15 protein-coding genes and 1 pseudogene are annotated in these 12,446 nt (G+C 70.3%); 10 read left to right on the top strand and 6 right to left on the bottom strand.

Features of this window, described 5'->3' with window-relative positions:
* Positions 1 to 116: 116 nt before the first annotated feature.
* The 5 genes and pseudogenes from ACIPXM_RS32340 (at position 117) to ACIPXM_RS32320 (ending at position 4,049) form a co-directional block, all read left to right on the top strand.
* Positions 117 to 1,691 (top strand): hypothetical protein, encoded by a 1,575-nt coding sequence (locus ACIPXM_RS32340; RefSeq protein ID WP_401662899.1) that lies wholly within the window; start codon positions 117 to 119, stop codon positions 1,689 to 1,691.
* Positions 1,692 to 1,973: 282 nt separating this feature from the next.
* Positions 1,974 to 2,876 (top strand): SCO0930 family lipoprotein, encoded by a 903-nt coding sequence (locus ACIPXM_RS32335; RefSeq protein WP_401662897.1) that lies wholly within the window; start codon positions 1,974 to 1,976, stop codon positions 2,874 to 2,876.
* 80 nt (positions 2,877 to 2,956) lie between these two features.
* Positions 2,957 to 3,179 (top strand): annotated as a pseudogene (locus ACIPXM_RS32330) (transposase); the annotation flags it as partial.
* Positions 3,180 to 3,410: 231 nt separating this feature from the next.
* Positions 3,411 to 3,815, top strand: coding sequence for a hypothetical protein (locus ACIPXM_RS32325; protein ID WP_401662895.1), 405 nt, complete (start codon positions 3,411 to 3,413; stop codon positions 3,813 to 3,815).
* A gap of 3 nt (positions 3,816 to 3,818) precedes the next feature.
* Positions 3,819 to 4,049, top strand: coding sequence for a hypothetical protein (locus ACIPXM_RS32320; RefSeq protein WP_401662893.1), 231 nt, complete (start codon positions 3,819 to 3,821; stop codon positions 4,047 to 4,049).
* A gap of 138 nt (positions 4,050 to 4,187) precedes the next feature.
* Here ACIPXM_RS32320 and ACIPXM_RS32315 read toward each other — a convergent pair whose 3' ends face one another.
* From ACIPXM_RS32315 to ACIPXM_RS32295, 5 genes are all read right to left on the bottom strand, one after another.
* Positions 4,188 to 4,919, bottom strand: a complete 732-nt coding sequence (locus tag ACIPXM_RS32315; protein ID WP_401662891.1) for a hypothetical protein — start codon at positions 4,917 to 4,919, stop codon at positions 4,188 to 4,190.
* A gap of 346 nt (positions 4,920 to 5,265) precedes the next feature.
* The gene (locus tag ACIPXM_RS32310; RefSeq protein ID WP_401662889.1) at positions 5,266 to 5,550 is read right to left on the bottom strand and encodes a hypothetical protein; all 285 of its coding nucleotides are present in this window, start codon (positions 5,548 to 5,550) and stop codon (positions 5,266 to 5,268) included.
* 304 nt (positions 5,551 to 5,854) lie between these two features.
* Entirely contained in the window at positions 5,855 to 6,778 is a 924-nt protein-coding gene (locus ACIPXM_RS32305; RefSeq protein WP_401662887.1) for a recombinase family protein, read from the bottom strand.
* Positions 6,779 to 6,985: 207 nt separating this feature from the next.
* Entirely contained in the window at positions 6,986 to 8,074 is a 1,089-nt protein-coding gene (locus ACIPXM_RS32300; protein ID WP_401662885.1) for a lactonase family protein, read from the bottom strand.
* Positions 8,075 to 8,127: 53 nt separating this feature from the next.
* Positions 8,128 to 8,985 carry an SDR family oxidoreductase gene (locus tag ACIPXM_RS32295; protein ID WP_401662883.1) on the bottom strand — a complete coding sequence of 286 codons (858 nt, stop codon included), beginning with the start codon at positions 8,983 to 8,985 and terminating at the stop codon, positions 8,128 to 8,130.
* A gap of 106 nt (positions 8,986 to 9,091) precedes the next feature.
* On the opposite strand from ACIPXM_RS32295, the gene ACIPXM_RS32290 reads away from it, so the two are divergent.
* Both ACIPXM_RS32290 and ACIPXM_RS32285 read left to right on the top strand, forming a co-directional pair.
* Entirely contained in the window at positions 9,092 to 9,751 is a 660-nt protein-coding gene (locus ACIPXM_RS32290) for a TetR family transcriptional regulator (RefSeq protein ID WP_401662881.1), read from the top strand.
* A 19-nt stretch (positions 9,752 to 9,770) separates the two neighbouring features.
* Complete coding sequence (locus ACIPXM_RS32285; protein WP_401662879.1) at positions 9,771 to 9,968, top strand: hypothetical protein; 198 nt, start codon at positions 9,771 to 9,773, stop codon at positions 9,966 to 9,968.
* Positions 9,969 to 10,223: 255 nt separating this feature from the next.
* Here the strand turns inward: ACIPXM_RS32285 and ACIPXM_RS32280 are convergent, their stop codons facing one another.
* Positions 10,224 to 10,652: an ester cyclase gene (locus ACIPXM_RS32280; RefSeq protein ID WP_401662877.1), complete on the bottom strand. Its 429-nt coding sequence runs from the start codon at positions 10,650 to 10,652 to the stop codon at positions 10,224 to 10,226.
* A gap of 135 nt (positions 10,653 to 10,787) precedes the next feature.
* Between ACIPXM_RS32280 and ACIPXM_RS32275 the strand changes: the two genes are divergently transcribed.
* Genes ACIPXM_RS32275 through ACIPXM_RS32265 form a run of 3 tightly spaced genes read left to right on the top strand, consistent with a single transcriptional unit; the run spans position 10,788 to position 12,385 of the window.
* Positions 10,788 to 11,537: a MerR family transcriptional regulator gene (locus ACIPXM_RS32275; RefSeq protein ID WP_401662875.1), complete on the top strand. Its 750-nt coding sequence runs from the start codon at positions 10,788 to 10,790 to the stop codon at positions 11,535 to 11,537.
* Positions 11,534 to 11,998 (top strand): hypothetical protein, encoded by a 465-nt coding sequence (locus ACIPXM_RS32270; RefSeq protein ID WP_401662873.1) that lies wholly within the window; start codon positions 11,534 to 11,536, stop codon positions 11,996 to 11,998. Before ACIPXM_RS32275 ends, ACIPXM_RS32270 begins: the two co-directional genes overlap by 4 nt.
* 18 nt (positions 11,999 to 12,016) lie before the next feature.
* Positions 12,017 to 12,385 (top strand): hypothetical protein, encoded by a 369-nt coding sequence (locus ACIPXM_RS32265; protein WP_401662871.1) that lies wholly within the window; start codon positions 12,017 to 12,019, stop codon positions 12,383 to 12,385.
* Positions 12,386 to 12,446: the final 61 nt, after the last annotated feature.

Below are 12,446 nucleotides of genomic sequence, written 5' to 3'. Positions count from 1 at the left end.
AGACCTGCCGCGATTCGGTTCAGCTCGTTTGAACCGACCCGCGTTCAGGCGCGTTTGACGGCCGACGCGACCAGCGGTGCGCGTCACCAGGCCCCTGACGGAGGAGGACGAGAAAGATGCGCGACGCCCCGAGGACCACGAACGACGCGCGGCGGACGACGCCGCGGCGCACCACGGCACGGGCGACGGCCCTGTGCGGTCTCGCGGCCGTGACGGCGCTGGCGCTGCCCGTACCGGCGCACGCGGCGGACTCCGTACGGGCCCGGGCGTCCGTCGCGGCCCTCGCCTCCGCGCAAGCCCGGCTGCCCCGGACCGCGGGCGCCGAGGAGCTGACGAAGTACTACGTGATCAAGTCACCGAAGGACAACGGGGGTCAGCGGGAGAGCCTGTTCGAGATCGCGCGCCGCACGCTCGGCGACGGCAACCGGTTCGAGGAGGTGCTGGTCCTCAACAGCGGGCGCCCGCTCCCCGACGGCTCGGTCTTCGTGAGCCCCGAGCAGCTCGTACCGGACTTCGCACTGATCCTGCCGGAGGACGCGAAGGGGCCGGGCGTGGAGTTCGGCGTGCTGCCCGAGGCGGCGTCCGACGCCCTGGCGAAGGCCGGGCAGAGCGGCGCCTCGCCCGCCACCACCGGCCGGGCGGCGGGACCGCTCGGCTCGTTCGGGAGCCGGGCCGGACTTCCCTGGCTGCTCGGCGGCGTCGGCGGCTTCGCCGCCCTGACCGTGGCGATCGTCGCGCGCCGCCGCATCGGGCGGGCCGCCCGGGCGGCGGGCTCCGCGACCGCCCGGGGCGCCCGGGTGCTGCGGCCCCGGCTCCCGCGCGGCCTGGCGCTCGCACTCCGCCGCCGACGGCGCGCCGCGCTGGCCCGGCGGCTCGCGGCCGACACCCGCACGCCGGCGGTGGTGCGCCAGGCACTGCGCGAACTGATCCCCGCAGGCGCGGAGGCGAAGACGGAACGGCCGGTACGCGTCTACAGCGTGCTCGCCGAACCGACGAAGCTGCTCGCCTCGGTGTCGGGCGCCCACCAGGCCCCGGCGCCGTGGACCGCGCTCGACACGAACCGCTGGGAGCGCGCCGGGCTGCCCACCGCCGTCGAGGCCGACCAGGCGGCCGGTCCGGGCCTGGCCCTGCCGCACCTCGCCCGGATCGGCGTGAGCGACCGGGGGGCGCAGGCCATGGTGGACCTCGGGCAGATCAACGGCGCGCTCAGCATCAGCGGCGACCTCGTGGTGGCCCAGGACACCGTGGCGGCGCTGGTACGCGGGCTCCTCGAACTGCCCCGGCAGAGCACCGTGATCGTGTCGGTGGACCCGAGCGCGCGAGCGCTCCCCGGCCTCAACGGCCTGGTGCGGGTCCGCGGAGTCGCGGAGGTACAGGGCAAGGCACCCGAGGAGATCCTCGACTCCTCCGAGGAACTGGGCATCGGCCTGGTGCGCGGCGCCGCGCGCAGCGGCGAGGTCACCGGCTTCCTCGTGCTCCAGGACGTACCGACCCCGGAGGAGGCACGCGCCCTCGCGGACCTGTCCTCGCCCGCGGGCGGCGGCTGGATCGTACTCGCCGTCGGCGATGTGCCGGGCGCGCACTGGCGCTGGTACGCGGACTCCGACGGCACCGTGGACCTGGGCGTACTGGGCCTCCGCGTGACCGTCCCCACACAGACACCGGCGGGCGCGGGCACGGGACGGGTCTGAATGGGACGGGTCTGGTCATGCCCTCCCGATCAGGCCCGCCCGATCAGCCCCTCCCCGTTCAGACCCGCCTGAAAAAGACCGACCCGCGTTGAACCTCCCTGTGGCGGAAGCCGTGTGCACGGTGACGCGCCGCAGGGCGACGCACTTCGGGGCACGGGCGAAGGCCCACCCGAACACCTGCCCCGCTCCGGCAGCCGGTCGGCCTCCTCCCCGGCTGCCGGAGCGGACCCTCCCCCCTTTCACCGGACGACGAAGCACGCACACGAAGAAAGAGGAATTCCCATGCGCAAGATCACGGTCATCCCGGTAGCCCTGACGGTCGCGGCGGTCATGGCGACGGCGGCCTGCGGCAACACCTCGGCGACCGCTTCAGCGCCGGGCAAGGCCCCGGCCGTGGCGGCCGACGCGGTCCAGCCCGCCAAGGCGGGGCGGCTGAGCGTCTGGAAGAGCGCGGAACTGGGTCCGGTCGTCACGGACGGCGCCGGCTTCACCCTGTACCGCTTCGACCAGGACAGCGCGAACCCGCCCACCTCGACCTGCGTGGGGGACTGCGCTGCGGCCTGGCCTCCGGTCCTCGCCGGCGACGCCGCGGCGGGCCGCGGCCTGGACACGGCGCTGATCGGCTCGGTGAAGCGCGCCGACGGCTCCCTGCAGCTCACGCTCGCGGGCTGGCCGCTCTACCGCTACGCACAGGACACCGCGCCCCGCCAGACCCGTGGCCACGGCGTCGGCGGCACCTGGTTCGCGGCCGCGCCCGACGGCACGAAGGCGAGGGCGGGAGCCGGTACCGCCGAGACGCCGCCGCCGAGCGGGGCCGCCGCGCCGAAGGCACTCCCCGCCCTGTCCACGGTGAAGGACGAGGAGCACGGCACGATCGTCCGCGACGGCAAGGGCCGTACGCTCTACCGCTTCACCAAGGACACCGCGTGGCCGATGAAGTCCAACTGCGAGGGCGGCTGCCTCGAACTCTGGAAGCCGGCCAAGCTCGTCGACAAGAAGGACGTCAAGGGCATCGACCCCAAGCTCCTCATCCCGCTCAAGCGCCCTGACGGCACGGAGCAGCTCACCCTCGACTGCTGGCCGCTGTACTGGTACACGGGCGACAAGAAGCCGGGCGACACCAGCGGCCACGGGGTGAACAACACCTGGTTCACCGTCCGCCCCGACGGCAAGCTGGCCAAGTAACCGAGCCGCCTCCCGGACGTCCGGCCGCCACCGGACCTCCACCGTCCGGGACCGCCCAGCTCCCGACTCGGGGATGCGGGGTGGCACGGGGGAACCCGTGGGCCGTCGACGACGAGCGGTGGGCCGTGATCGAGCCGCTACCGCCGAAGGGCGAACGTCGCACACGTCATCCCGGGCGGAAGCGTCATCCGGACCGGCTGGTGATCCAGGGCATCCTGCTCGTGCTGCGTACCGGGATCGCCGGGGAAACACCTGCCGGAGGAGCTCGGCTCAGGGCCGCCAGGTCCCGGATCTGGGCGGCGGGGAGCTAGGAGGAGGCGGTGAAGTCGAACTCCTCCAAGGTCAGCTGCTGCGCGAACTTTGCCCGGTGCAGGCGGCGTTGGAAGGCCACGGTCTCCCGGCGGGTGATCTCGTACTGACACAGGACCTGGAGGCGCGCGGATACGGCGGTGGGCCCCGCAGGCCGGGTCGGGAACCGCCGCCGTACTCGCCACACAGGACGCCGTCGTCACGACGAGCGCGGTCTGCGTCCCCGTGGACGACACCGACCGCGACAAGGCCGGCCTCGCCGACCACGTGGCCGTCGTGACGGTCGACCGGCAGATCAGGCAGCAGCCCAACGAGACCAACGTCGAGGTCTTCTCGAAGGTCCGGATCGAGGAGACCCTCAAGGGCACACTCCCCGCCGAGGCGACGGTGGACCAGGTCGTCTTCCGCGCCCCCGCCGGCCTCAAGGCCACCGGCCCGCACCGCGACCCGCTGAGCGCCGGACACCGCTACGTCATCGGCATCGACGACTGGGGAAAGGTCCAGGAGGTGCTCTTCGCGACCCCCGCCGACGGCGACCGCCTCGCGAGGGAACGCGCCCGCTGGAAGGACGCCCTCACCCACCGGACCCGCCACGCACCCGGGAGCTGCAACGACGTCATCGTCGACTAGAGCGTGCCCCGGACCGCCCCCGGCAGCTCGCTCATGGCCACCGCCGGTACCGGCAACGTTCTCGCTTCCCGGCTCATCCACCGCGCCCACGCCGAGACCGTCCGGTACCTGTACGCACCGGCCTGCGCGCTCGTCGAAGCCGACTACGAGCAGGCCCCTGACGGCATTCACCGCCGGAAGGTGACCGGCCGTCCTGTCGGATGCCGTGCCCAGACGGTACGGCGCAGCGGGTGAAGGACGCGTGCGGGGACGGTGCTGCTCGGGCATTCGGCCGAGCCGCAGCGCCGCCCCGGTCCGGGGGAGCGGGGGCCGTGTCGTACGTCGACGATCCGCAGGGCCGCGCCCCCCGGGCAGATGATCGGCTTCATCGGTCTACCCGAGCGGTCCATCCGTGGCGAAGCGGTCCGCGACTTCCTCGAAGGTCGTGGCCTGCTGCTGGTACTCGTGGGCGAGGGCGGGGTCGGCGTGGAACAGCTCCTGGTAGACCGCGGCCAGGTTCCGGCAGGTGGTCACGACCCGCACGTTGACCGGGTGTTCGACGCCGTTGACGCCGTGGTCTCCGTCAAGGTCTTCCTCGGTCAGTTCGTTGAGGGCGTCCCACGCCCTACCGCGTTCCTCCTGGGCGTCGGTGAGCGCCGCATACAGGTCGGCGACACGGCCGCGCTGGTACGCCTCGTACTGTGCCGAGCCGGGGAAGCGGCTGGCGTCCAGGCCGTCGGTGACCGGGTTCTCCGTACCGGGGGTTTCCCGCGACGCCCATTCGTCGAGGCTCCTGGCGAGGGCCGGCCCCGGTACGCCGCTGCGGTTGCGCCGTCCGTCCTGGGCCCAGTCCAGCACCACCATGTTCCAGTGCGGGCGCCCGGTAACCTCGTGGATCTTGTTCGGGGAGAGCCCGCGCTCGCGTTCCGCGACGACGGCGGCGTTCAGCAGCTCCTCGGCCAGCCTCACCAGCTCCTTCGCCTGGGTGATCAACGAGCCGGGCTTGGGGTCGGTCTCGACCGGAACCAGGGCCGCGGCCTCGCCGGCCAGCTTCCTGGCCTGAAAGGAGAGTTCGAGGCGCGCTTCGTCACGGGGCGACAGCACGTCGGGCTGCGTATCGGTCATATCACACACCGTAGAACTGGCGGCCTCGGGCTGTCAGCCGATCCCTTCGCTTCCCCCTGACCGTGCACGGCGGGCAGCGGACAGGGCCGCAGACCGGGAGCAGCAACGGTGGGCCGAGAAGGTCACGGACTGTGCCGGGCGCCGGCGGTGCTGCGGGTCCGAAGCCGTGCCGACGGGTGGGCTTGTATCCCTGAAGGCCCACGCCTGTTAGACGACACTCTGCATGGCGATGAAGCGGGGCGACGGCGACGCTCTCGTTGAGCACAGGCCACGTCTGTGTATGGGTTCTGATGGTTGCTTCCTGTGCAACGACACCGTGAGCACGAAAGGCCGTACACAACCATGTTCAGTTCGTGGAGTCCCATTCGTCTGAGGTCATTGGCCTGGCGTCGGGGTAACTCTGCTGGATCTCGCCCAGGACCCACGCGTCGGCTGTGCGGACATCCCAGCTGGAACTGTCGAACTCCCTCAGCGTCAGTACGAGTTCGTTGCCTGCGTAGCCTTCGAAATCTCCATCGACCGCCTGCATGTAGGGCGCGTCCATGGCCAGCAACTCAAGGGTGGGGATTCCGGTGTCTGCTGAAGTCTCCACGAACCGAGCGAACGCTGGGTGCGGCTGCTCGTCGAACATCTGAGCTTTCCATGTCAGCCCGAGTCCGTAACTCCCCAGTCGGACCACAAGCTCGGCCAGGGTGACTAGCGGCGATCAGCCAGACGGTCCCAGTGCAGGGCATCGTCCCGCCATGCTGCAAAGGTGACTATCTGCATGGTGGATGGCATTTCAGTCATAGCCCCTGCAACCTGCTTCGATCTCGGAGAGTCGCTACTTCCAGCTCTTCCATTGCCCGCGGTCCTGCTGCTGCCGACCGGGAAGGCGCTGACCGTCCGGATGCGGGTGTGAGTAGTCGGGGTACAGGAAATCCCGGTGAGAACGATCATGGTCTCGGCGTGAGGGTGCTGACGCGGTTCTCGTACTCGCGACGGGCTTTGCGCTGGGCCGGGACCGCCGGGGCGCCCGGGCCGCCGTCGAGGGGCTGGCAGCGGGCGAGGAGTCGGTGGTGCACGGCCGGGACGGCGGTGACGTGCAGGGTGTAGCTCTGGCCGCGTCGTACGGTCACGCCCTGGTCGAGCGCGGCCCGCTCGGCGGGCTCCAGCTCGTCGGTGCGGAGGAAGTCGGCGACCTTGCCCGGCATGTCGAGGGTGACCGGTGGCTCCGGGGCGGGGGCGTCCTCCTCGTTGGCGGTGTGGTGGGGCAGAAGGTCGGCGACGGCCGTGCGGATGGCGCCGCGGCTGACGCCGTGGTCGCGGGCGAGGGCGGCGATCGAGTGGCCTTCCAGGTACGCGGTGCGTACGTCGGCGGTCTTCGCGGCCGCCACGGCGGGGCGGCGGCCGCCCTTGCTGCCCTTGGCCTCGGCGGCGCGCAGTCCGTCGTAGGTCAGTTCCCTCTGGAGGTCGCGCTGGAGCTCGCCGGCGGCGGCGAGGGTCTGCACCATGAACTTCACGGTGGACAGCAGCTCTCCGGTGCGCGGGTGGCGGGCGGTGAGGTCCATCGCGGAGAACGCGCCGTCGTGGATGCGCAGGGCGACCTGGTCGCGGCGGAGGACGTCGAGCACGTCGAGGATGTGGCCGGTGCCGCGTACGAGGCGGAGCATCTCGGAGATGCGCACGGTGTCCCCGGGCCGCGCGTAGTCGAGGAGCGCGCGGAACTTCGGCCGCTGGAGGGGGTTGAGGCGGCTGGAGGTGCCGGGGTCCTCCTCGAAGACGACCGGGTCCTCGATGCCGGCCTCGTGAAGGGCGAGATTCTGCCGGGCGGTGGACTGCTGGTCGGTCGAGACCCGCTTGTAGACCAGGTTCGCCACCGAAGGGCCCTTCCGTACGGAGGATCAGGCCCTATCTGTCGTCAAATCCTGTCAGCAATCACCATCGAACCTGTTTGGATCCGGGCCGCCGTGGGTCCCCGGATTGCACGGGTTCATTGGACGCGCCGCCGCCCTGTCGTCAAACGATCCTTTGAAGACAGGTGCGGAAGGTGGGAAGCCGCTTCCGGCTGTGAGGCGCTTGCTGTGTCAGCCGCCGCAGCGCAGCGCCATCATCAGGGGAATGGGCACGGGAGTCGCCCGTTCGATGGGCTTCAATGCGCCTGTCTCGGGGTCGACAGCGTATGGGGCGATGGTGTCGGCTGTGCTGTTGTTGATGTAGAGCCATCGTCCGGTGGGGTCGATGACGAAGTTGGTCGGGCCGCTCACGCCCTGGCCGGTGTGGTCGATGACGGAGAGGGTGCCGGTTGCGCGGTCGATCCGGAAGGCGGTGATGGTCTGTGAGCCGCGGTTGGACGCGTACAGGAGATCGCCGGACGGATGCACGGCGATCTCGGCGCCGCTGGGCGGGCCCGTGTAGGTGGGCGGTGCGGTCGCAAGGGACTGCAGGGTCTCCTGGACCGTCCCCGTCGCGGCGTCATAGGAGAACGCTGTGATGCTTCCGTCGAGTTCGCCGATCGCGTAGAGGGTCCTGCCGTCCTGGGCGAAGGCGAGGTGCCGGGGCCCGGTGCCGGGCGGCAGGGTCGCCTCGCTGACGCGTTCGAGGCGGCCGTCGGCGAGCCGGAGGACCTGGACCTTGTCGATGCCCAGGTCGGCGGTCGCGAGGAACCGGCCCTGCGGATCGAAGACGACTGCGTGGGGATGGCTCGACTCCTGGCGTGGGTGCGGGCCACTGCCGGTGTTTCGCACCGTATGAATCACGGGGCCGAGTCGGCCGTCCGTTTGGACCGGGAGCACGGCGTATGTACCGCCGTAGTAGTTCGCCACCACCACGTGCTGTCCGTCCGGGGCGACCGCCAGGTGGGCACAGCCCCGGTCCTGCAGCCACACCCGGTTCAAGAGTTCCAGGGTGCCGGTGCGTGGGTCGATCGCGAAGGCATCCACCGCGCCGACGCGTGGTGCTTGGTCACCCTGCAGCGAGTAGCAGGCGTACAGGAACCGGCGGGAAGGGGCGACCTCGATCCAGACCGGGCTTGCGCCGGCCACCTCCTGCACCGGCGTCAGCGCGCCGGTGTGCGGATCGAGCCGGAACGCGTACAGCCCGATCGTGTCCGGGGAGCCGTCTGTGGAGCTGTTCACGTACGAGGCGACGTAGGCGTACACCGTTTGGACTGCCATGTGCTGTCTTCCTTCCTTCCTTCCTTCCTTCCGGCCGGGCGGGCGGGGGCCGGCTAGTTCGTCGCCTTGGTGGGGGTGGGCATCAGGGCGTTCCACAGGGCGGTGGCCTCGCCGCGGTTGCGGGCGGTCAGCTCTTCCAGGTACCAGTCCTGGCCCAGGAGTTGCTTCACCCGCGGGATGGCCTCGCCGTCGGGGCCGCTGTAGTAGTGGATCTTCTTGGTGTCGCCGTCGGTGACCATGCGGAGCATCACCTCGGCGGTGAGCGCCGGGTCGGAGCGGACGAGGTTCAGGGAGGCGAAGGTGTTCCAGGAGGCGGTGTAGTCCTCGGGTACGTTCTCGGCGCGGTCGACCTTGCTGAAGATCTTGGTCTCGTGGCTGCCGGGGTGCAGTGCCTTGACCTGGACGCCGAACTCGGCGAGTTCCGCGTGCAGGCCCTCGCTGAGGGAGGCGACGGCGGCCTTGGACGCCTGGTACACCGAGGTGTACGGGAATCCCGCGTCGGCGCTGATGGAGCTGACGTTGACGATGACGCCCGAGTGCTGCTTGCGGAAGATCGGGATGACCGTCTTGTTCAGTGCGATCAGCCCGAAGACGTTGGTCTGGAACTGACGGTGGACCTGGTCCATCGTGGTGGCTTCCAGCGGGCCGCCCTGGAAGTAGCCGGCGTTGTTGATCAGCGCGTCCAGGCGGCCGAACTGGGACCGTGCGAGGGCGCCGAAGCCCAGGTCGGCGTTCTCGTCATCGACATCCAGAAGGAGCGTCTTGACGTTGTCGATACTGGCGTGCACGTCCAGGTCCGCTTCCTTGCGGACGGTGGCCACGACGTTCCACCCGGCTTCGGCGAAACGGCGCACGCCCAGGTATCCGAACCCGCTCGCGGTGCCGGTGATGACGATGGTCTTGGCAGACATCGGAAGACCCATTCGGTGAGGTGGATGCGACCCCCTCCGATTTAGTGAAACACTGGTGCGCTAACTCTGCAAATTCAACGCACCTCTGTTGCGTTAAAGTGCTTTCATGACCATGCAGCCGTTCCAGCGCGCCCGCCGCCCGGAGCACAAGGAACAGCGCCGACGCGACATCCTGGAGGCCGCTGCCACGCTGGGCCTGCGCGACGGCGTCCGGCCGGTCACTCTCACCGAGATCGCCGCCGAGGCCGGCGTCCACAAATCAGCCGTGCTGCGCTACTTCGCCTCACGCGAAGCGGTCTTCCTCCAACTGACGGCGGACGGCTGGCAGGACTGGGCCACCGGCGTTGAGGAGACCCTGCAAGCCCCGGCGGACCCTCCCGCGGTCGCGGCCGCCCTCGCCGCCGCCCTCGCGCAGCGCCCCCTGTTCTGCGACCTGCTCGCCCACGCCCAGCTCAACCTGGAACGCGGGGTGACCCAGGAACAGGTCCGCGACTTCAAGGTCGCCGCCCTCGACGCCGTCGACCGCATCACCCACGCCCTGATCACCGCCCTGCCGTGGCTGACCCGGGGGCAAGCGGTCGACGTGATCGCCGGGACCACCGCGATGGCGGCGCAGCAGTGGCAGACCTCGAACCCGCCCGAATCCCTGGCCCGGCTGTATGCCGAGGACCCGCTCTTCGCCCATGCGGCTTCCGAGTTCACTCCCCGGCTCACTCGGCTCGTGACTCTGCTCCTGACCGGGGCGGCGGCCTCGAAGTGCGAGTAGAAGCGTCCCGGACGCGCAGGTGAAGTACCTGACCACGCTCGCTGGGAAGGTCGGCAGGGAGCGGTTCGAGGCCGAGTTCGCCAAGGTGACCAAGGTGGAGGTGACCAAGGTGAGCGATAACGAACCGCGGGCACCCCGACAGCCGTGCTCAACCGCAGCGAAGCGGCTGGCCAGGGCGAAGGCACGCCCGCTGATCAGCGCTCTGGCCGGCCGCTGACTCACTCCGGATCGTCGTGGTCCTCGTCCGGTTCGGGCGCGTCCGGGTCGCGCAGCGGGCGCAGGGCGCCGGCGGCCGGGGTGGATGAGGTGAACCCCGGCGGGGCCTCCGGACGGTGTGCTAGCCGACCATGATCGTTCTCAGCGCCAACCGCTGTACCGATGTTCCCCGAGGCCGTAGTCCATCGGGGAGGGGAGGAGGAGCCGACTGCGTCCGGTCTTGCCAACGCAGCCGGTTCACACCGTGGTCTGGGGGTCACTGGTCGGTGGGGGTCGGGGAGATCTGCTGGAAGAGGCTGATCAGATCGGGGGCCACCCATTCCTCGGCGATCTTGTCGTCGAGGAAGCGGTAGACCTCCACACTGCGGTAGCTGACCCGCTTGCCGGTGGCCTCGACCTGCTGGAACGCGCCCTGGTGTGTGCCCTCGAAGTGGACCAGAACGGTCACCTTGTCGTCGACGCCGAAGATGTCCTGGACGTTGATCGTGAGGTCGGGGAACGCCTCCTTCATCCCGCGGGCGCCGTGGAGCCAGATCTCACGTCCGACGAGGGGTTCCGGGGCGCCGGGAACGTTGGCGATGAAGTCCTCCGTGAGCATTCCGGCGGTGGTGTCCAGCTCGCCGTTCTCCAGAGCCTGGTACGCGGCGCGCATGCGAGCGATGTTGTTCTCGGTCGTGGTGGTCATCTCGGCTTCCTTTCGCAGCAACGTCCCGACGGTTCGTTGGGGATGTCGGGGTCGTGCTCCCCATGGAAAACCCTGACGTCGCGGCAAGGTCAAGCTGCTTGACCTTGCCGCGACGTCCGGGTTTGTACTGGGCTCATGCGAATCGGCGAGATCGCCGCACTGGTCGGGGTCACCCCGCGGGCCGTGCGGCATTACCACCACCAGGGCCTGCTGCCCGAACCCGTGCGGCTCGGCAACGGCTACCGCGACTACGGCCTGAGGGAGGCCGTCCTGCTCGCCCGGATCAGGAGTCTGACCGAGCTCGGTCTCTCCCTGGAGGAGGTCCGCGACGTCCTCCAGGATGACCAGGGCCGGGAGCTGGTGGAGGTCCTGGAAGAACTCGACCAGGATCTCGCCCGCCAGGAAAAGGTTCTCCAGGAACGCCGGATGCGGCTCCATCCTCTGCTGGCCGAGGCGCGTACCGGCCGGCTCGACGGGGACGTCCTGCTGTCGCCGGAGCTCACCCGGCTTCTGGCGGGCCTGGGACCGGTCCCCGAGTCCCCGATGGCCGCGAAGGACCGCGACCATCTGGTCTTCCTGGACAGTGTGCTCCCTGCCGAGACCCGGACCGCCCTGCTGGCGGGCCTGCACGGGATGCGGGACCACGCGGAGCAGGTCTACGCCCTGCTGGACCGCCTCGCCGACAGCAGGCCGGACGATCCGCTGGTGACCCTCACCGCGCGGAAGCTTGCCGCACTCATGCCCGACGACCTCGTCACCCACATCCAGCACGGCGCCCCGGGCGCCGCAGGAGAGGCACTTCTCTCGGATCTCGCTCCGGCTCAGGCGGCGGCGCTGCGCCACGCGATACAGCTGGCCGCCGAGCGGCAGGAAGGACCCTCATGACGACCTCCGAGATCCAGGCGGTGCCCGTGGACCGGCCCTCCGTCCCTGCGCGCGGCCCCGCCAAGCGGACGCTGCGCATCGTCGTCCTTCCCGCTCAGCTCACCCTCGCCATCTGCCTGCTGGCCGGCGTACCGGTGCCGGGCGCGGTCATCGTGGGCGCGAAGGTCCTCCTGCTGGTCATGCTCGGCGCCGAGGTCTGCGTGTGGCTGCGGCTGCGCAGGTCCGGACTGTCCGGGCGGGAGGCGCTCACACACCTGATTCCCGCCTCCGTGCTGCGGTTCGTCACCCACGAGCTGCGGCTCATGGCCAGTCTGGTCCGCTGGGTCGGCCGCCGCCGGCACGGGGTCGAGGGAGCCGACGCCGTCTTCCAGCACGGCCGCGATCAAGCCGCCCTGATGTACGGCTTCACGTTCGTGTGCGTGGCCGAGACCGTCGCGGTGTCCTTCCTGCTCGCCGACTGACCCGTCATCCACGCCGTGATGCTGGTCGTCGACGTCTACACGGTCCTGTTCGTCCTCGGCATCCACGCCGCTTCGATCACCCGGCCCCACGTGCTTGCCGACGGCGCCCTGCGCATCCGCCAGGGAGCCCACACCGACATCCTCGTTCCCCTCGACCAGATCACGTCCATCCGGCGAGAGACCCTGTTCACCCACGAGAAAAGGGACGGCGAGGCCAACCTCGCCATCGGCTCCCAGACATCCCTCACCCTGCACCTGCGCGAACCCGTCAACGCACCGAAGTTCCTCGGCGCGCCCCACCACGTCTCCGTGATCCGGATGCACGCCGACGACCCCAAGGCCCTCTACGACACCGTCACACGGGCACTGAACGCGTTTTCGGCCTGAGGGACCCCGCGGGTCCTCCGGTTGCACAACGAACGGCCCGACAGGTTGGGTGCGCCGCCCG

It is taken from the genome of Streptomyces sp. NPDC090025, from assembly GCF_044748125.1.
In the GTDB taxonomy this organism is placed as follows: Bacteria; Actinomycetota; Actinomycetes; order Streptomycetales; family Streptomycetaceae; genus Streptomyces.
This window is presented reverse-complemented; position numbering and strand designations above follow the sequence as displayed.